At 34.0% G+C, this 17,858-nt stretch carries 21 protein-coding genes; 9 read left to right on the top strand and 12 right to left on the bottom strand.

Going from position 1 to position 17,858, the window contains the following annotated elements:
• Window positions 1-94 precede the first annotated feature (94 nt).
• Together ACSVDA_RS19720 and ACSVDA_RS19715 are read left to right on the top strand one after the other, a co-directional pair.
• Complete coding sequence (locus ACSVDA_RS19720) at window positions 95-1,711, top strand: ATP-binding protein (RefSeq protein WP_485885440.1); 1,617 nt, start codon at window positions 95-97, stop codon at window positions 1,709-1,711.
• The gene (locus ACSVDA_RS19715; RefSeq protein WP_214484425.1) at window positions 1,704-2,381 is read left to right on the top strand and encodes a response regulator; all 678 of its coding nucleotides are present in this window, start codon (window positions 1,704-1,706) and stop codon (window positions 2,379-2,381) included. Before ACSVDA_RS19720 ends, ACSVDA_RS19715 begins: the two co-directional genes overlap by 8 nt.
• Window positions 2,382-2,399: 18 nt before the next feature.
• Here the strand turns inward: ACSVDA_RS19715 and ACSVDA_RS19710 are convergent, their stop codons facing one another.
• The 5 genes from ACSVDA_RS19710 to ACSVDA_RS19690 form a co-directional block, all read right to left on the bottom strand.
• On the bottom strand, window positions 2,400-3,905 hold the full coding sequence (locus tag ACSVDA_RS19710) for a tripartite tricarboxylate transporter permease (protein WP_485885437.1): 1,506 nt from the start codon (window positions 3,903-3,905) through the stop codon (window positions 2,400-2,402).
• Window positions 3,906-3,923: 18 nt separating this feature from the next.
• Window positions 3,924-4,370, bottom strand: a complete 447-nt coding sequence (locus ACSVDA_RS19705; RefSeq protein WP_485885435.1) for a tripartite tricarboxylate transporter TctB family protein — start codon at window positions 4,368-4,370, stop codon at window positions 3,924-3,926.
• Between the two features lie 194 nt (window positions 4,371-4,564).
• Window positions 4,565-5,542: a tripartite tricarboxylate transporter substrate binding protein gene (locus ACSVDA_RS19700; RefSeq protein WP_485885459.1), complete on the bottom strand. Its 978-nt coding sequence runs from the start codon at window positions 5,540-5,542 to the stop codon at window positions 4,565-4,567.
• A gap of 651 nt (window positions 5,543-6,193) precedes the next feature.
• Window positions 6,194-6,925 carry a hypothetical protein gene (locus tag ACSVDA_RS19695; RefSeq protein WP_485885433.1) on the bottom strand — a complete coding sequence of 244 codons (732 nt, stop codon included), beginning with the start codon at window positions 6,923-6,925 and terminating at the stop codon, window positions 6,194-6,196.
• A gap of 139 nt (window positions 6,926-7,064) precedes the next feature.
• Window positions 7,065-7,640: a DUF2087 domain-containing protein gene (locus ACSVDA_RS19690; protein ID WP_485885431.1), complete on the bottom strand. Its 576-nt coding sequence runs from the start codon at window positions 7,638-7,640 to the stop codon at window positions 7,065-7,067.
• Between the two features lie 332 nt (window positions 7,641-7,972).
• Between ACSVDA_RS19690 and ACSVDA_RS19685 the strand changes: the two genes are divergently transcribed.
• From ACSVDA_RS19685 to ACSVDA_RS19675, 3 genes are read left to right on the top strand one after another with little or no spacing between them, the layout of a single operon-like run.
• On the top strand, window positions 7,973-8,398 hold the full coding sequence (locus tag ACSVDA_RS19685) for a DMT family transporter (RefSeq protein WP_214484420.1): 426 nt from the start codon (window positions 7,973-7,975) through the stop codon (window positions 8,396-8,398).
• 19 nt (window positions 8,399-8,417) lie between these two features.
• Window positions 8,418-9,116 (top strand): Crp/Fnr family transcriptional regulator, encoded by a 699-nt coding sequence (locus tag ACSVDA_RS19680; RefSeq protein ID WP_485885429.1) that lies wholly within the window; start codon window positions 8,418-8,420, stop codon window positions 9,114-9,116.
• A 15-nt stretch (window positions 9,117-9,131) separates the two neighbouring features.
• A complete protein-coding gene (locus tag ACSVDA_RS19675) occupies window positions 9,132-9,563 on the top strand; it encodes a DMT family transporter (protein WP_320210926.1) in 432 nt (143 codons plus the stop codon).
• Between the two features lie 159 nt (window positions 9,564-9,722).
• On the opposite strand, the gene ACSVDA_RS19670 is transcribed toward ACSVDA_RS19675, so the two are convergent.
• The 4 genes from ACSVDA_RS19670 to ACSVDA_RS19655 all read right to left on the bottom strand — a co-directional run bounded on the left by ACSVDA_RS19670 (window position 9,723) and on the right by ACSVDA_RS19655 (window position 12,755).
• A complete protein-coding gene (locus ACSVDA_RS19670) occupies window positions 9,723-10,172 on the bottom strand; it encodes a GNAT family N-acetyltransferase (protein ID WP_485885426.1) in 450 nt (149 codons plus the stop codon).
• A gap of 313 nt (window positions 10,173-10,485) precedes the next feature.
• Window positions 10,486-10,893, bottom strand: coding sequence for a GNAT family N-acetyltransferase (locus tag ACSVDA_RS19665; protein ID WP_485885424.1), 408 nt, complete (start codon window positions 10,891-10,893; stop codon window positions 10,486-10,488).
• 213 nt (window positions 10,894-11,106) lie between these two features.
• Complete coding sequence (locus ACSVDA_RS19660) at window positions 11,107-11,421, bottom strand: DUF4275 family protein (RefSeq protein WP_485885458.1); 315 nt, start codon at window positions 11,419-11,421, stop codon at window positions 11,107-11,109.
• A gap of 95 nt (window positions 11,422-11,516) precedes the next feature.
• Window positions 11,517-12,755 carry an aminopeptidase gene (locus ACSVDA_RS19655; RefSeq protein ID WP_485885422.1) on the bottom strand — a complete coding sequence of 413 codons (1,239 nt, stop codon included), beginning with the start codon at window positions 12,753-12,755 and terminating at the stop codon, window positions 11,517-11,519.
• Between the two features lie 370 nt (window positions 12,756-13,125).
• Between ACSVDA_RS19655 and ACSVDA_RS19650 the strand changes: the two genes are divergently transcribed.
• From ACSVDA_RS19650 to ACSVDA_RS19635, 4 genes are all read left to right on the top strand, one after another.
• Window positions 13,126-13,491, top strand: coding sequence for an IDEAL domain-containing protein (locus ACSVDA_RS19650; RefSeq protein ID WP_485885420.1), 366 nt, complete (start codon window positions 13,126-13,128; stop codon window positions 13,489-13,491).
• A gap of 65 nt (window positions 13,492-13,556) precedes the next feature.
• Window positions 13,557-13,982 (top strand): RrF2 family transcriptional regulator, encoded by a 426-nt coding sequence (locus ACSVDA_RS19645; protein ID WP_214484412.1) that lies wholly within the window; start codon window positions 13,557-13,559, stop codon window positions 13,980-13,982.
• A 72-nt stretch (window positions 13,983-14,054) separates the two neighbouring features.
• Window positions 14,055-14,540 (top strand): Crp/Fnr family transcriptional regulator, encoded by a 486-nt coding sequence (locus tag ACSVDA_RS19640; protein WP_485885418.1) that lies wholly within the window; start codon window positions 14,055-14,057, stop codon window positions 14,538-14,540.
• 144 nt (window positions 14,541-14,684) lie between these two features.
• On the top strand, window positions 14,685-15,308 hold the full coding sequence (locus ACSVDA_RS19635; protein WP_485885416.1) for a nitroreductase family protein: 624 nt from the start codon (window positions 14,685-14,687) through the stop codon (window positions 15,306-15,308).
• Between the two features lie 85 nt (window positions 15,309-15,393).
• Here the strand turns inward: ACSVDA_RS19635 and ACSVDA_RS19630 are convergent, their stop codons facing one another.
• The 3 genes from ACSVDA_RS19630 to ACSVDA_RS19620 form a co-directional block, all read right to left on the bottom strand.
• A complete protein-coding gene (locus ACSVDA_RS19630) occupies window positions 15,394-16,182 on the bottom strand; it encodes a hypothetical protein (RefSeq protein WP_485885414.1) in 789 nt (262 codons plus the stop codon).
• 40 nt (window positions 16,183-16,222) lie between these two features.
• A complete protein-coding gene (locus tag ACSVDA_RS19625; RefSeq protein ID WP_485885412.1) occupies window positions 16,223-16,984 on the bottom strand; it encodes a hypothetical protein in 762 nt (253 codons plus the stop codon).
• 272 nt (window positions 16,985-17,256) lie between these two features.
• The coding region (locus ACSVDA_RS19620) for a transposase (RefSeq protein ID WP_485885410.1) at window positions 17,257-17,858 on the bottom strand (602 nt) is incomplete at its 5' end.

The raw sequence follows: 17,858 nt of genomic DNA, 5'->3' as shown, positions 1-17,858 counted from the left end.
AAGTAAAATGTTTTACTATCTTAATTTATTATTATAATAACTTTAGAAAACGTTATAATAGGTTTAGAGAATGTCTACAAAGGAGACATATGGGATGAAATCGATAAAGTCACTTCAACTTCAAACAAAAATGGCTTTATTAATTGTTTTATTATTAATGTTTATTCTGATCATTGCCGGCGCCTTATTTAATTCGATGTTGTCAGAAAGTATAGAAAGCCAAATTGGGAAACGAGCATTGGCTGTCTCTAAAACAGTTTCATCTATCCAGGAAATTTCTGATGCTTTTGAGCTTGATAATCCTTCTATTATCATTCAACCACTTGTAGAAAATATTAGAGTACAAACTGGTGCTGAATTCATAGTAGTAGGAAATCAGGATGGTATTCGTTACTCCCATCCAATTCAAGATCGAATTGGGAAACATATGGTAGGTGGTGATAATGATCGCGGGTTACTACTAGGAGAATCTTATGTTTCTCAAGCAGTAGGGACATTAGGTCCTTCCATCCGAGGTAAAGTCCCCATAGTTGATGAAGATGGCTCTGTTATAGGAATTGTGTCTGTAGGTTTTTTAACTGAAGACGTACAAGTCATTATCCAAGAGTATAAAACAAAAGTGATCATTTTAATTATTATCGTGCTAGCAATTGGTATTTTAGGTGCAGTTTCTATCGCTACAAATTTCAAAAACCAAATTTTTGGTTTAGAGCCAAGAGAGATCGCACAGTTATTTATAGAAAAGAATGCCATCCTCGAATCAATACATGAAGGGATTATAGCAATTAATCATGAAGGGAAAATCACATTAGCCAATCAAAAGGCGTATCAAATTTTAGCTTTACCTCCATCTGAACTAATAGTAGGAAAACAAATTCAACAAGTTTTACCACATACAAAAATGCTGGAAGTACTTGAAACAAGTGAAAGTCACTATAATGATGAATTACAAATTGGAAATTATGATACGATTGTTAATAGAATACCTATTTTCACTAACAATCATATAAGCGGAGTTGTCGCAAGTTTCAGAAAAAAAACCGAAATTGACCAATTATCGAATGAGCTCTCTCAAGTTCAACAGTATACGGAAATACTTCGTGCACAAACTCATGAGTATTCAAACAAACTTTATACAATAGCAGGATTAATTCAGTTGGAATCACATCAAGAAGCACTTGATTTAATACAGTCGGAGACGTCAGGGTACCAAAATTTAGTTCACTTTTTAATGAAAGCGGTTCCTAATACTCTTATATCAGCTTTAATTCTAGGAAAGTATAATCGGGCGCATGAGTTGAAAGTAAATTTTGTAGTTCATAATGATAGTAGTTTAAAAGATATCCCTACTACCATTCAGAAAGAAAAATTAGTTACCATTTTAGGTAACCTACTTGAAAATTCCTTCGAAGCAGTTCTTGAATTACCTCCAAAAGACAGAGTCGTACAATTATTTATGACAGATATTGGACACGATATCATTTTTGAAGTTGAAGACTCAGGAAATGGCATACCAAAAAATATGGAGGAGAAAATTTTCACTAAAGGCTTTAGTACAAAAAAGAATTCAAACCGAGGTTACGGCTTACACTTAGTAGAAAAAGCCGTGGACAATTTACAAGGGTATATAACTTTGTCAAAAAGCAACTTAGGTGGGGCAAACTTTACAGTCGTTGTTCCAAAAGCCAAAGGGGAGACAAAACATGAGTGAAATCAAGGTACTTATTGTGGAGGATGATACGCGTATAGCAGAGATCAATCGACGCTTTACTGAAAAGATTTCAAATTTTATTGTATGCGGTATCGCAACAAATTCGGAAGAAGCTTATGAATTATTAGAAATATTACATCCAGATCTTGTTTTGCTAGATGTTTATTTTCCTGGAGAAGATGGAATGGACTTGCTATGGTATATTAGAAGACATTACCGAAATACAGATGTAATCATGATAACGGCTGCAAAAGAAGCAGCAAAGGTGCAGGATGCTATAAGAGGCGGAGCAATTGATTACATTATTAAACCAATTATCTTTCCAAGGTTTAAAGATACATTAGAAAAATATAAAGTTTATAAGCAACAAATTGAAAATACTATTATGTTTGAACAGCAAGATGTAGATGATTTATTTCGTTCAATTAGAAAAGATGATCAACAACAATTAACACCTAAAGGAATAGACCCGTTAACACTAACCAAAGTGTTAGATGAAGTGGGCTCATATGATAAAGGGATAACTGCTGAAGAATTAGGACAAGATATCGGCGTCAGTCGTACGACAGCTCGCCGATATTTAGAATATTTAGTTTCTGTGGATAAAGTTAGGGCTGACCTTACCTATGGAACTGTTGGAAGGCCTGAACGTAGATATTTTACTATATAGTGTTAAACACAACTACATTTACACACCCTTATTTATTCCATTATAATTATTTTTCACACGACTTTGAATAAATGGAATACATAGCGAAAGCAAAGATAAACTTAATAAAATAATTGTTATCGGACTTTCTATAAAAGTACTATAATGTCCGTTAGAAATTGTCAATGCTTGACTGAAATATTGCTCCATCATCCCTCCTAATATAAAAGCTAAAATAAACGGCGGTGCTGGAAATGAGAAGAGTCGCATCATATAACCAAAAACACCAAATGCTATTAGTAAATATAAGTCGAATGTATTAAAACTCACTCCATAAACACCAATTAAACAAAATACAATGATCAAAGCGATTAGCATCTGTTTTGGGATGTACAAAATTTTTGCGATAAAAGGAATTAATGGTAAATTTAATACTAATAAAAAGATATTGCCAATATACATACTAGCTATAACTCCCCAAAAAACATCGGGATGATCTTGAAGCATTAGTGGACCAGGCTGGACACCAACTACCATAAGTGCCCCAAGTAAAACAGCTGTTGTACCTGACCCAGGGATTCCTAACGTTAGCAATGGAACGAATGCACCACTCGTTGCTGCATTGTTAGAAGTTTCAGGAGCAGCTATCCCTTTCAAGTTCCCTTTGCCAAAGGAAGAGGGATTCTTCGCTATCCGTTTCTCTGTAATATAAGACATGAACGAAGCAATTGTAGCCCCCGCGCCAGGTAATACTCCGAGTAAAAAGCCAAGTATAGAATGTCTCGCAATTGGCCCCGAGATTTCTTTTGCCTCTTGTTTTGTTATCGTTAATTTTCCGACACTCGTTTTTTCATTTGATTTTTGATGTCGTGACAAAATTAAAGAACAAACTTCAGATAGAGCAAATAATCCTAAAGCTATAATAAGAAAGTCGATCCCTTCTATTAGATTTATACTATCAAAAGTAAAGCGCTGTGTTCCGGTTTGTTGCTCCATGCCGACCGTAGCCACCATCATACCTACTGTTGCGGAAATTAATGCCTTAATTGTTGATCCTTCTGATAAACTTGAGATGGCTGTCAATCCTAATAACATTAATGCAAAATATTCAGTTGGTCCGAAAGTAATGGCTACACGTGCCATTAATGGAGCAATTAACATTAAAGCAATAACGCCCATCGTCCCCCCTGAAAAAGAAGAAATTGCAGCAATTGCTAAGGCTTTTCCTGCTTTTCCTTGCTTTGCGAGTGGGTAACCATCAAAAGATGTTGCGACTGTTCCAGATACGCCAGGGGCATTTAGTAATATTGATGATGTTGAGCCACCAAATACAGCTCCATAATACACGCCAGCCATCAATATTAAGGCAGAAGCAGCTTCCATACCATAACTAAGAGGAATCATTATTGCAATGGCGCTAATAGGACCTAATCCTGGTAACATGCCAATAATCGTCCCTGCTAATACACCTACAAATGCATATAATATATTCGTCCATGAGAGTGCTACATCAAATCCATATAATAAGCTATCTAAACTTTCCATAAACATTATCTCCTCTCATTAGAATGGTAAGATTCCTTGAGGTAAGTAAATTTTGAGCAGGTAATTAAATGCAAAATAAATGACTATAGGTAAAATGATTGAGACAAGCATATTACTTAACCATTTTTTATATCCTAATAAACGTATGAGTACTAGCAAAAATAAAAACGTATTAATTACAAATCCAATTATTTCTAGTAAAAAAATATAAATAATTGTAATGATAAGAACGACAAGTAGCATACGAATTTCCTTTGGATCAATATTCCTCTTTTCGCGCTCTTGTTCCGTCTCTGGCTTATTTTGAAGAAAAAGCAAGAAAGCAAGAATGACAAGCAAAAACCCTAGTCCTTTTGGAATGACATCAGCATCCATAATAGCGTATGGATATTCTGGAAGCCGGTAGCTTAAAAACAAATAGCAAGTAGCAATTGTAAAACATATCAATGATAGTTTACAATCCATTGTCTTGAACACATAAAACACCTACTTTTATAAGAAATGAGCAACCGAATGTTAAAATATTTATATTAAAGGGGGTGTCTGATAAGTCGAATTTCCGGCTTAGAGACACCCCTCTCCATGTTAACGAATGTTGATATTTCATCATTTTTTTAATATTTAAGATTCTGACCTTTTAAAACAACCTCTTGCAACTGCTAATCAGCAAGACCAATTTCTTTCATAAGCTTTTCCATCGTTTCATATTCTTTATCTAGAAATGCTTTAAATTCTTTACCGCTCATAAAATTGTCTTTCCAGCCAAAATTATCTCTTTGCCCCTTCCAAGCCTCAGTCTCCATCATATTTTTAATAGCTGTTTCATAGTATTTTGTTGCTATAGGGTCCATATCAGGTGTTCCCATAAAACCACGCCAAACTACAAACTCATCATCTATTCCTTGATCTTTTAATGTTGGGAATTCCGAAACAGTTTCCCCTTCAAGTCGCTCCGGGGCCGTTATCGCCAATACTTTGACCTTTCCTGCTTTCGCTTGTTCAGTTGCTTCAGCCAATCCAGTAGAATACACATCAACCTTATTACCAAGCAACATGGTCATTCCACTACCATCCTGTGCAGATACATATTTTAATTGCTTTATATCAACACCAGCAGCCTTTACAGCTTTTACAAACTGCAAATGATCCATGCTTCCTGGAGCAGAATCACCAACTACAGAAATTGATTGGGGATCTGTTTTTAAGGCTTTCACTAGGTCATTCATATTATTAAAAGGTGAATCTGCGTGAACAATAAAAGCTGCAAAATCAGCAATCACCCCAGCAATGGGAGTAAAATCATTATGACCTACATCTGATTGACCATTTAATGGGACAAACAAAATAGGTGGTGACGTAACGAAAATAGTATGATTATCATCCTTTTTCTCGTTTACATACGCCCACCCCACTGCACCTCCACCACCAGGTTTATTCACAACTGCCATACGTTCACTTACTAACCCTTCTTGTTCTAGAACTTTTGAAACAGTACGTGCAGTAGTATCCCATCCGCCACCAGCACCACCTGGAGCAATAACTTCAATCGGTTTAGTTGGTTGCCATTCACCTGTAGAAGCATCATTATTAGCATTACTACTACAAGCACCCAACAGTAACATAAATGTACAGAACATCAAAACCCACAATCTTTTCACAACAAATTCCCCCCTTATCTTATATTTGATAACGCTTTCAATTATAAAAGTAAGAATATTATTTTGTGAATATTATAAAAATAACAACTTTTAGCTTTATTTAGGCAATATTGTTCATAAAGTTCATGTTATATCTTGTAATAATAATTTATATAAAGTTGCTAAAGTACAATTAAAGGTTGCCTCTAAGTCAAAGATTCGACTTATGAGACAACCCTATTTTTAGATTTAGATTCTTTTTTAGCTTGCTTATGTGGATTATTTCAGACTTATTCACCATTAGTAATTCAGCTTATCTTCTGATTTTATGTATACTGGAATATCATAAAAGCATTTTTGTATTTTAGCCTTGTTCTTAACCCCATTCATGCTATTATCCCGTTTTACTATGGAGCTAGATCTTAAATTTCTTTATTTCATACGTCATTTATTCCATATGATTTTCATTGAGCTGTTGTTTATACACAAGCAAAATAAACCTTACATTCATATAATAGTTAAAATTTATGTATGAGGGGTGTTTGAATTGCTAAATTTGATAAAGCTCTTTGCGCTAGTCATCTATACGATTCTTGATCCAAAAACCGTATCGGTTCATATAAATACATTGGTTGGTAGCCAAATTTAATTTCATGAGTTGATTTTAGCAATAATATTAATTACAAAAACAATATAGATTAACAATACGATAAAGCTGAGAGTATGCTTTTCCCAATACCACTTTTTTTGTCTGTTTGCCTTTAATTTTAGAAGCATGTCTTGCAATACCTCTTCATGACGAGATATTCTCCACCACCGCTTAATAGATATATTTATCGTCGTCCTTTTATGACCTTTTACAGGGTGCCAACTCATCACTACTTTCGCTCGGTCATTGACTAAGTCAAATATGTACTTATCATTCACATCATCTTCCTTCTCTTCATATACGATTTGCAAATGATCTAACACTTCTTTAATGATAGCTTTTACCTCTTGTTGTGTAATCTCATAAACTGATATACTTCTTCCACCATAATAAAATCTCAAAAAAAGGATGACGAAAATGAAGAAAACAAAAATTAGATAAAAGCTTATATTCGCCATAATATTACCGTATTTTTGAAAAATAAACGGAAATAGAATGGTTACAACTACATTCATGAGAAAAAAAATCTTAGATTCCATAACGACGCCATAATTTTTCCGCGTACTAATAACCTCCAAGACTACTCCCCCAATGAGAATGAAACTTAAAATGACCATCATTATATGACTACATAAAGCTGGGACTCTTCCACTTTCCTCACCTCTTACAACAGCCAAAGGAGTATCGTATAAAACATCCCCCTCTATAATCAAACAACAACGCTGTTTTCGCATTAAATGTTGCTTTTCGCTCTATGCTATAAACACGTATTATTCCTCTAGACTTCAGGGCATCTTTTCTACTTTTTATAATTATGAACCATCATAAAAGTTGATTATTATATCTCATAGTTTACGAAAAGAGCCATTCAATCTAATCAATTTTTGCCCACATTTCTTGGGGATTTAATTCATAAATTCCTTTTTCTCTATACATATAATGTCCCATAATAAGCTCTCTACGTAAAGTCGCATAATCATCATGAAATTGTTTAATATGGTCATTAATCTCTCTTTCGGTGTACTTTCGTCCCTGCTCTAGTCCTTTAATAATATATTCTAAGATAATTAACTTCTTCTTTCTTTGTGCAGGTATCGTTTTTAATTTCCCATCACTCGTAACAAAATTATTTAGTATTGCCTGATTATTTGTATCACGACTCATACCTATTTCTCCCTTATGATTAATAACATTTATTAGTGCTAACGATTTATGCTCTAGATCTTTCTTGTTTAAATAAAAATAAATCGTATTTTTCTCTCTTTTTTCTTTAATGAGTCCTAGATCTCTTAATTTAGTAACATGATGAGTAATCGTCGGTGGACTTAACCCTAACTTTCCCGCTATTGCTTGACCATGTAACGGTCCTTGTGCCAACAACACTAAAATCCGAATTCTTGTCGGATCACCAAGAACCTTATGAAATTGAACAATCTTTTCTAATTGCACGCTTTAACCTCCTCGCGAATTTGATATATATCTAATTAGATATTAATCTAATTATAATGGCATGTCAATTTAGAATTAATTTTTTGGCTATCCTCACCTCATCAACCTTAATTGTTAGGGGCTTTTGCAAACTATGTTGCTATTCCTTAAGGACAACAGCACGACGTAGATACGATTACTAATATAGGGAAGTAATTTATTAACAAATCAATAAATTACTTCCCTATATTATGAATTAAAGAAAATGACTACAATAAGGACATATGTCCTTTCTTCTTACTTTACTTTTATATTTTAATTAATCTATAACGAATTTGAGAGGAAGGGATATCATGAAAGGTTTATTATATTCACTAGCAGCAGGAATTTTTATAACTTTACAAGGTGCTTTTAATGCCCGGTTAAGTGATGATCTAGGACCATGGCATACGACCTCACTCATTCATTTGATTGGATTTATCATTTCATTCGTCATTTATTTGTTTGTGAGAGATGGACAAAGAGGTGGATTTCAAAAGACACCATTCCTATACCTTCTAGGTGGAACCTTTGGGGTTATGATCGTATTCGGACAAATGACCGCAATCAACCTTATAGGTCCCACTTTTGCTGTTGCAGTACTATTAATAGCTCAGTTATTTTCAGCATTCATTATTGAGACTAAAGGTTTGTTTGAAGAGCAAAAACAGCGCATCACCTGGTCAAAGTTGCTTGGTATTGCTTTAATGTTTTGTGGAGTGATTGTCTTTAAAATTTAATGAAGATTGGTGATACATGATGGACAAGGTTAATAATCCAAGTTTACTAATCCTTTATCTTAATTACCATCAGTTAGATTCCGTTTTTTCACAGGAAACCCAAAAGAAGATGACATTACATCGTTTCGTTAAAGGAGAGACCTTATGCACAAGAGGAGATACATTAAATCATATGTATTTTCTAGTAAAAGGAAAAATTAAAATATATACGATTTCTCCTGAAGGAAAGACAAGGATAGTACGCTTCAAAAAACCTATAGCAATCATTGGAGATATAGAATTTATTAAAAAAAACAAAGTGATTTATACGGTTGAAGCTGCTTCTGATGGCTATTTAATCGGAGTATCGTATGAGCAAATTAGAAATAAAGAGGAGAACCGAGTCACTTTTGTGAAATTTTTACTTGAAATAATGACCCAAAAATTTTTTACTGAATCCCAAACATCTAGTTTAAATATACTTTACTCTGTCGAAGTACGGCTTGCAAGCTATTTACTATCGATTTCATCTGATGAAGAGGGTTCATTATTTCATCAAGAAATGAGAACATCGAACTTAACTGAGCTAGCTGATTTAATTGGGACGAGCTATCGACATTTAAATCGTGTCATTCAAAAACTAGATGAAGAAGGTGTGATAGAGCGTAGAAAAGGTTCAATTTACGTAAAAAACCTTAGTCTATTAAGTGAACGAGCAGAAGGGAATATTTATGAATAACTAGGGAGGAATAATATGCAAGGCGTTATATTATCAATCGTTACAGGTATATTGATTAGCATTCAAACGGTATTTAATGCAAGAGTTAGTGAACGTGTAGGTTCATGGGCAACGACTACACTCGTTCTAGGATTAGGCTTCATAGCCTCATTACCCATCTTTTATTTGAATAATGATACTAGTTTATTCAAATTAGAAAACATAAATAAACTCTATCTCTTTAGCGGAGTAATTGGCGTAGGAATTGTATTTTGTATTATGAAAGGTATTCGACATATTGGGCCAGCTTATGCTGTTTCTGTTGTTTTAGTATCACAGTTTACTGTAGCGCTTCTCATCGATACCTTCGGTTGGTTTGGGTTTGATACAATGACGATTACATGGAATAAAGTAGTCGGAATATGTATTATTCTATTAGGGATCATCCTTTTTAAACTAAAACGATGATTTTATTAAGCAGTACAAATACAACTGTATACATGAAGGCTCATTGTAGCCTTCTAGTACATAAATATGGTCACCTTTGAGGCAAGAAAACTAAAGAATTAAGTTTTTCAGGTCTGTATTTCCAACAAATGAAGCTAAAAACGATATCGTGCGATGTTTTCAAGGAGTAGCGATAAAACCAGTTTTTATCCCTTTTTTAAACCCTGCACGTTCGTAAAAAGATAATGTCTCTTCTTTTTTGGAGCCAGTAAGAAGCATCACTTTATAACAGTTTTGTTCCCATGCAATGTCCAACGCTGCCTGCAATACCTTCGTTCCATACCCTTTACGTCTATAATTACTGTGAGTAACCACATTTTCCATTAAGCCGTAAGGACGTGCGTTCCTCGTCAAATTCATTATAATGTTTAGCACACATGATGCAACTAGCTGACCATTTTTATCTGCAACGATATAGTATGTATGAGGGTTACAGCAAATTCGCTCCCATAAAGGTGCTATATCGGTAGCAGATAGCTCTGGATCATCTGAATTCAAATGTGTATACAAATGTAATAATGATTGTAATTCTTCACGTTTAATTGGTCTTATGCAAACCTCATCAGTCATATTAATCACACCTCGATAGTCATGTTATTGTAAGGCTCTTTTCGTAAAATTTTTTCTATAAATTGGGACCATACAAAGTGGCTTATTATTTTACAAAAGGAAAGTTGTCACGAACGCTAGATGTTTACGTGCTTATATCTTTAAACGAAAAACAACTATCCATGAAACACCTTATTTTAAAGAAGCAAATAGCCTGTTATATCGCCTTAACTGTATACGAAGATCCTTTCGATCAATGAATATCACTAGCACTAATTTACAAAAGAGACTGGAAAAGCATCCAATCTCTTTCCATTTAACATATGTAATTTTTTTAACCTCTACCTGATTGCTTATTATAATTTCTTATTATCATACCGGTAGACCTCATCATGCCAAACTTTTCATAGTAAGGCTGAAGGTCCTCATCACACATCACGTCTATCATGTATATGTCATTAAGTTCTTGTAGCATTCGAGTGACTAATTCCTTTCCAACTCCTTTGTTTTTGTATGTCGGCAACACTTCTAGCAAAGGAATGTAAGCAGAAAGAACGCCATCACTTATAGCTGTAATAAACCCAACAACTTGATTATTTGTTTCATCTATTGCAATGATAACTTTATAGCTATTTGTCAACAACCTTAAATGTGTTTGTGGACTAGGCGGATTCGGCCAATCTACAAAAAAACCTTCAAGCATTTCATGAGTAACTCCATTAAGTGACGATGTATATTTCAATATTTCCAGCTCCCTATCTGTCATTTTAGTAAAATATTTGTTAACAGATGGGTATTAAAAATATAATAACAACGATAAAACCTCCTGCTTGAAAAATGTATGCTCATACTTTATTCTTCGATGTATTCAAAAATCCTCTTTGTTACTTTTATGTTACTCTTTTCTACTAAAATACGGACCTAATTCCCCTTGTTCATGTGTAACAACATATGTCTAACTAAAATATTCATCTACTATATAAACATCCTGTTCATCTTTAAAATCATCCGCACATATGTGAGCAGCATTTTCTATGAGTAACACCATATCTAATTGCTGATAAAATATATAACATGTCCCTTTAGGTTCATTATTAAATACAAGGTCGGCTTCTTCCCCTTGTAAAAACGGCACCTTCTTAAAGCTAAAAAGGTGCCATAAAAAACCTCCGACACTATTTAAGTATATCTTCACCTTTCCACTTTCCTTTAGATGATTTGCAATTGTCTTCTCCCACTTACTACGTAAATAAAATCCTTTATCATGTATTTCTTGTCATCAATATTCTTACTTTTAAGATTTACTAATAATTCATTAACTTTGCCATGTAAAAACTGTTCTAAACTTATACTTCCTCCAAGCTATTAAATAACCCAGTTTCCATCAAGGAAAATCGGCTCAACTAGTCCTTCAACAGTTTCACCGTCTATATGAAGTTTGTCAGATCCAATCATAAAGTCTACATGTGTAATACTGTCGTTAAACCCGATTTGTAGTAGCTCTTCTTTACTCATTTGTTTTCCGTTTTTAATACAAATAGGCAATGCATTACCTAATGCAAGGTGACAAGATGCATTTTCATCATACAAAGTGTTATAGAAAACTAGATTCGAATTAGATATTGGTGAATGATGTGGTACTAACGCTACTTCCCCAAGGTATGAAGCGCCTTCATCTGTTTCCAATAGACCTTTCAATGCCTCAAAGCCTTCCTCTGCAGCAAAATCTACAACCTTCCCATCTTTGAATGTCAGACTAAAATTATTAATAATTGTACCATTATAATGAAGGGGCTTCGTACTCGACACCTTCCCATTCACGCCCGTTTTCACAGGAATAGTAAATACTTCTTCGGTAGGTAAATTAGGCACAAAATTTGTTCCTGCGTCGTTTGTGAATTTTGCACATAACCATTGATGTGCATCTGGTAATTCAATCGTTAAATTCGCACCAGGCCCACTGTAATGCAATTTTTTGTATTTTTTATTATTTAAATAATTCGCACGTTCATTTAAGGAGCTAATATGATCCTTCCACATTTCAACTGGTTCTCCATTATTAATACGTGTAACTGCAAAAATTTGTTCCCAAAGCTGTTCAACAGCTTCTTCTTTATTTAAGTTCGGAAATATCATCTGCGCCCATTCAGGTGTAGGCACTGATACAATTGCCCAGCTTATTCTTCCCCCACCTATATAACCTTGAAACTCTTTCATAGCTGCTCTTGCAGCCTTTGTTGCCACCGCTACACGATTTGGATCAATATCCTTCAACAGTTCTGGGTTTTGAGCATAAACGTTTAAATATGCTACATTATCCTCAGCCATATCTAATAAGCCCTTCACTTTCCATTGTGGAAAACTCTTTAAACCTTCTTCAGGTGCTAGTTCATATTTAAGTAGATCTAGTTGACTATCTATGTATTCGACTAATACATCCTTTGCTCCAGCTTTATAAGCTTGCTTCACCACTTTATGAACGAAATCTGTTGCCTCTATAGGTGTGTTAATATAAACAGTTTGACCCTTTTGAACATTTAAACCGACTTGTACTACAGTCTCAGCGTATTTTTCTAATTTCATATCAAAATTTATCAAAGTCATTACCTCCTAAATAATCCCCATATATATATGTCATAAGTTTAATGAACCACTATTTATTATCGCATAATAGTTAAATTCCACTTACCAATAAATTCGAACAACTCATTCATATAACTGTTTTCAATATTTAAAAATGTTCTACCTATTATATACAATAACCTAATCTTCTTCCAATAGAAACCAAGTTCTTGACGAACACTACTGTAACATTTATAATTACAGTAATTATTATTATTAATTTGTTTTCGTACAAGAAAAACTTCACATAAAATAAAAGCTGATGAAATCGTATAATACTACTTTGATCTGCTCACTTTAGCAACATTTGCAACTAAGTTACAGAGCATTAATTACAAAGGAGGGAATAAATATGAAGCCTTTACTTATCGGTGATTGGGTGAAAGGTACAAGTCGAAATGATGAACTATATCATGGTTTTATTGAATCCTTAGAAGGACAAACTGGAGTCGTTCGTATTGTTCAGAGTGATAACCATGAACTTGAAGGAAAATCCATTAAAATACCAATAACTACCATTTCGATTATTCAACACTCAGACTTACAACAAGAGGGTTATCTGTTAAACTTAATTGACATCGCACTTATTGAACGTGATGAAGAAACTTTCATGAAGCTAACAAAAAAACTAAATGCTATTCGCAACAATAACAAAGAACTAGTTGGCGTAAAGAATGCTACAACAGCTGTAAGCGATAGAGAACTTAACCGTCAATAACTTTGTTCACACAATAAGGTGAAATTGCCTTTTGACATGTAGTTAAGGGAGGGAGAAAAACAAAAATGAACAGTGAATTTTCACTTGCCGTGCATAGCCTCACATATCTTGCGTTATTACCTGGCAAAATGGCTACTAGTGACTATTTAGCCGAGAGCGCTTCAGTTCATCCAGTGAGAATACGTAAGATGCTCAGCTTACTCAAAAAAAATGGCTATATTAAATCAAAAGAGGGTGCAGGTGGAGGCTTTATACTTGCTTGTGAACCTAGCGAAGTAACATTAAAAGAAATTTATTCAATAACTTCTGAAGGAACTCTGCAGCCAAAATGCTCCCAAGCAAATGAACAATGTATCATTGGTGCAAATATGAAGCATGTGCTTTTTTCCATCTTCCAAGACGCTGAAGAGCATCTAGGCAATTTCTTAGGGCAATTTACAATTGCTGATATATTAGTTCAAATTAAAGAAAAAGATGCACAAAATATATAAGCAAATGACTTGGTTTCGACCAAGCATTTGATCTAAATGTAATTTAAACAATTACAGTTCAGGAGGGATCATATGAATATGAACGTTGTGTCTTATACAACTAATAATGAACAAATTTTTCAAGATCAAAATAAATTAGAAGCATACGGACAAAACCATCAAGTCGAACATGGAACGGTAATATATAGTCCTCAAGCACCTATCAATTCTGTGTTATTTTTAGTAAAAGGAACGATCCTTTTAACAGATGCTGAAAAAGGTACTGAGAAAATCGTTCATGAAGGCGAATTTTTTGGTGACCGATCAATTTTTTCTTCAAAGCATATAAGTGCCAAAGCTTTGTCTAATGCTGAATTCTTTCAAATTGATGCTTATAACTATGCTCAATTAATGGGGAATAATCCTAAGCTTGCTTTAAATATCGTTGAAGAGTTATCTAATCAATATTTAGACAAACAAATTTCACAGCCTACAAATTTGTTACAAAAATTGAAAACATCAATACAATCACACAGATCGAAAAAACAAGTGGATATGCGTTACGAAGAATGTTTATAAATATTAAATAGTTTTTATTGACTTTTCTAACTGTAACATCTAGAATTACAGTATAATATTAATTGTCACGAATGATTAAACTTTTTTGACAGTTAATTGTAACAAAAAAAATTACATTAAATATAGGTTAGGAGAATTTAACTCATGACAACTACAAAAAAAGATATGTCTGCATCAGAAGTGATGAAAGCACGCACATCAGTACGTAAATATGAAAAGGGACATGTAATGCCTAAGGAAGACCTAGAAGAAATTCTTAACTTAACAGTAACAGCACCATCTTCATGGAACTTACAACATTGGAAATTTATCGTTATTGACAAAGAAGAAGATAAACAACGCCTACTTCCAATCGCTTATAATCAAGAACAAGTTGTTGACAGCAGCGTAACGGTTGCAGTTTTAGGTGATTTACAAGCGAATAAAAATGCAGAAATCGTGTATGGCGAAGCAGTTAAAAAAGGCTTTATGCCTGAAGAAGCTAAAAATACATTAATCGCTCAAATTAACGGTGCATATGCTAGCATTCCGAACGCAGCACGTGATGAAGCAATTCGTAATGGATCATTAGCTGCGATGCAATTAATGTTAGCTGCTAAGTCACTTGGATATGACACTGTCCCAATGGGTGGTTACGATTCAGTAAAATTTGTTGAAGAATTTAATGTTCCTGAGCGCTACGTTCCTGTTATGCTTATTTCTATCGGTAAAGCAGTTGCACCAGCTCATCCGACACCTCGCTTCCCTTTAAAAGATGTTATTCTTTAATAAATTTTTTTAAAAAACGCTTGGAAAACCAAGCGTTTTTTCTTTCATCTATTTATCCTTTAGATAGAACATTTCATAAATGTAGTTACTCAACTTCTTCCTCATCTTTTAAAGACATGAAATGTACAGCTGAATTTGTTGCAGCATGTTCTTTAGCTGAATCACTCGCTTTATCACTCGCTTTTGAGTTTTCTTTATTCTCCAAAGATGGATTTATTTTTGTGTCAACGTGATTTATTACTACAGTTTCTTCATCTTTCTTTTCTCCATCAGTAACTTCTTGTTCAGCATCCTCTTCTAATGCTAGTTCATTAAGCTCTATAGCGATTTCTTCAGTTTCATCATTCATCACTTCTTCTATTGTAGCATGTACCGCAGAGTTAACTGACGCATGTATTTTAGCTTGTTGATTAGCTTTATTCTGTGAAGACGGATTTGTCTTTTTATCTGAAATTAATTCTTCATCTACTTCTTCAGTATTTTCTTTATCCTGACTATCTTCTTCACGACTAACTTCTTGATCCTCAGAATCATCTTCAGTTATACTTTCTTCATCTTTTTGAGGCTTTGTAATGATATCATCACTTTCAATATGTTCCTCAATTGATGCATGCACTGCTGAATTTTCTGAAGCTCTTTCTTTGGCTCTCTCACTTGCTCTTTCACTTGCTTTTGAGTTTGCTTTATTTTCTTTAGAAGGATTGTTCTTTTCCTTCGTCTTTACTTCATCAATATCATCACGTTCATCATATTTTTGAACACTTTGGATATCACTTATTTCTTGTTGTTCTGAAGCTTCACTCATACCAGCTCCAACTAATAGACTCACTGAAATTGCTCCCGCTACAACAAATGATTTAACAACCTTGTTCATTAATAATCTCTCCTTCTTCTTTTAGAATTTATTTTGATAATTAGCAAGAAGAAGATAAATCCGGTGGTTGAGAAGGAGGCGCATTTATCCATTGATTGCTCAAGGCTTGGATATTTGAAACACTATCCTTCTTCTGTGAAATTTTAAATCTATGTTGATTTAATTCAAGTGCTTGTAATTGGTGATTTAAGTTAGACCCTTGCCCTCCTCCATCAGTAGAAGAGCTAGGTGAACTGTGCAAGTTGTTAATGTTCACCACAACATAGTAATAGTCTAGTAGCATTCCTCTTTTACTTTGTTCTTCAGATTTTGAGTTATAGTTGGTTGTACTTGACTTAGTTCTTTCTTGCATATTTTGTTCAGTCTTAGTCGACCTAATAATAGATTGCTTAAATTGTTTGGCTTTCTGTCCATCATCACTATGGTTTACAACTTGATCAGATGGACTACCCTTTATCTTTTTCAGTTGGTTAGCCTTGTCCTTTGTCTTGTCTAGAACTTTGGTATTCTTAAAAGATTTTTTACCATTATTAGTCTTCTTGGTTGACTGGATGTTTTTGTGATTTTCCTTAGCTTGATTCTGTTTTTCATTTTTCTTAGTTTTTGAAACTTCTTTTTGCGCCTGACTGTTATACGTCCCTTTTTCTTTGTTGTTATTTTTATTCTTGCTGTTTATTTTTATTTCAGCCTCTACTTTAAGGTCTTTATTAGCATTACCATTGCTTGCCCCAGACACGTAAGTAGGTATGACGAGAAATAAGGATATTAGGAACACTATAGAGGAAACAATACGATAGTCCACGTTTTCACCACCTTTCTTCGGTGACCCTACTATAATAGTTCATTTTGACTTATATCTTTTTGTCGGTTGTATTTAACTTAACAAATATTTCAATTTATTCAGTTATTTAAAAAATAAAATAAATTAGAGCTGTTAAATATGATTTGATATAATTATCAATGCTTAAAGATAAAAGAGGCTGGGACATAACTAGCCTCAAAAAGTGAAAAAGGTGAATTTGAGCGAGCTCAAATTCGCCTTTTTCTATTTAGAGTGGTAGTGCCTCTATTATCCTATTTGTTGGCAGTGAGTTTTCTTAGATTCACTGCCATTAACGCGAGGCCAATTTCGTTTTCTACCTTCGATTTTCCACGTACAGAAAATCGAGAGAAACACAAATTCGCCTTCAAAAATCCAAAAACTGGTTCCACATCGATTTTTCGTTTTCGATAGATGGCACCCGTCTTCTCTTCTAAAAGCTTCCCTCTTACATATTCTTTTTGCTGTTCCCATTTTTCATTCACCATTAGTTTTCGATTGTTGCCTTCTTTTGCTTTTGTGCATAATGAACGGAAGGGGCATGAGGAACAATCTTCACACTCATAGATTTTGAACTTCCGTTCAAATCCTGTACGATCATTGCGAATAGAATGATATTGAAATTGAAGACGTTTTTGATTTGGGCATGTATATGTATCTGTTTCCTCATCATACTCCCAGTTGTCGGGATTAAATTTGTTTTGTCGGTACCTCTTCTTTTGTTCCTTTAAATATAAATTATACGTAATAAGCGCTTCTTTTTTTCTATTAGAAAGGATATCATTATAGTTCTGTTCACTACCATAACCTGCATCTGCAACAATGTGGTTCGGTAACTCGAAATAATGTTGCTCAA

Origin of the sequence: Cytobacillus sp. Hm23 (genome assembly GCF_051842895.1) — a bacterium.
Classification (GTDB): domain Bacteria; phylum Bacillota; class Bacilli; order Bacillales; family SM2101; genus Nanhaiella.
Note: the sequence above shows the minus strand (reverse complement) of the source record. Positions and strands in the feature narration are given on the sequence as shown.

Excerpts from the sequence above, each read along its gene's own strand:
- ACSVDA_RS19720 (WP_485885440.1), top strand. The coding sequence starts at position 95 with ATGAAATCGATAAAGTCACTTCAACTTCAAACAAAAATGGCTTTATTA.
- ACSVDA_RS19715 (WP_214484425.1), top strand. The coding sequence starts at position 1,704 with ATGAGTGAAATCAAGGTACTTATTGTGGAGGATGATACGCGTATAGCA.
- ACSVDA_RS19710 (WP_485885437.1), bottom strand. The coding sequence starts at position 3,905 with ATGGAAAGTTTAGATAGCTTATTATATGGATTTGATGTAGCACTCTCA.
- ACSVDA_RS19705 (WP_485885435.1), bottom strand. The coding sequence starts at position 4,370 with ATGGATTGTAAACTATCATTGATATGTTTTACAATTGCTACTTGCTAT.
- ACSVDA_RS19700 (WP_485885459.1), bottom strand. The coding sequence starts at position 5,542 with ATGTTCTGTACATTTATGTTACTGTTGGGTGCTTGTAGTAGTAATGCT.
- ACSVDA_RS19695 (WP_485885433.1), bottom strand. The coding sequence starts at position 6,925 with ATGCGAAAACAGCGTTGTTGTTTGATTATAGAGGGGGATGTTTTATAC.
- ACSVDA_RS19685 (WP_214484420.1), top strand. The coding sequence starts at position 7,973 with ATGAAAGGTTTATTATATTCACTAGCAGCAGGAATTTTTATAACTTTA.
- ACSVDA_RS19680 (WP_485885429.1), top strand. The coding sequence starts at position 8,418 with ATGGACAAGGTTAATAATCCAAGTTTACTAATCCTTTATCTTAATTAC.
- ACSVDA_RS19675 (WP_320210926.1), top strand. The coding sequence starts at position 9,132 with ATGCAAGGCGTTATATTATCAATCGTTACAGGTATATTGATTAGCATT.
- ACSVDA_RS19670 (WP_485885426.1), bottom strand. The coding sequence starts at position 10,172 with ATGACTGATGAGGTTTGCATAAGACCAATTAAACGTGAAGAATTACAA.
- ACSVDA_RS19655 (WP_485885422.1), bottom strand. The coding sequence starts at position 12,755 with ATGACTTTGATAAATTTTGATATGAAATTAGAAAAATACGCTGAGACT.
- ACSVDA_RS19650 (WP_485885420.1), top strand. The coding sequence starts at position 13,126 with ATGAAGCCTTTACTTATCGGTGATTGGGTGAAAGGTACAAGTCGAAAT.
- ACSVDA_RS19645 (WP_214484412.1), top strand. The coding sequence starts at position 13,557 with ATGAACAGTGAATTTTCACTTGCCGTGCATAGCCTCACATATCTTGCG.
- ACSVDA_RS19640 (WP_485885418.1), top strand. The coding sequence starts at position 14,055 with ATGAATATGAACGTTGTGTCTTATACAACTAATAATGAACAAATTTTT.
- ACSVDA_RS19635 (WP_485885416.1), top strand. The coding sequence starts at position 14,685 with ATGACAACTACAAAAAAAGATATGTCTGCATCAGAAGTGATGAAAGCA.
- ACSVDA_RS19630 (WP_485885414.1), bottom strand. The coding sequence starts at position 16,182 with ATGAACAAGGTTGTTAAATCATTTGTTGTAGCGGGAGCAATTTCAGTG.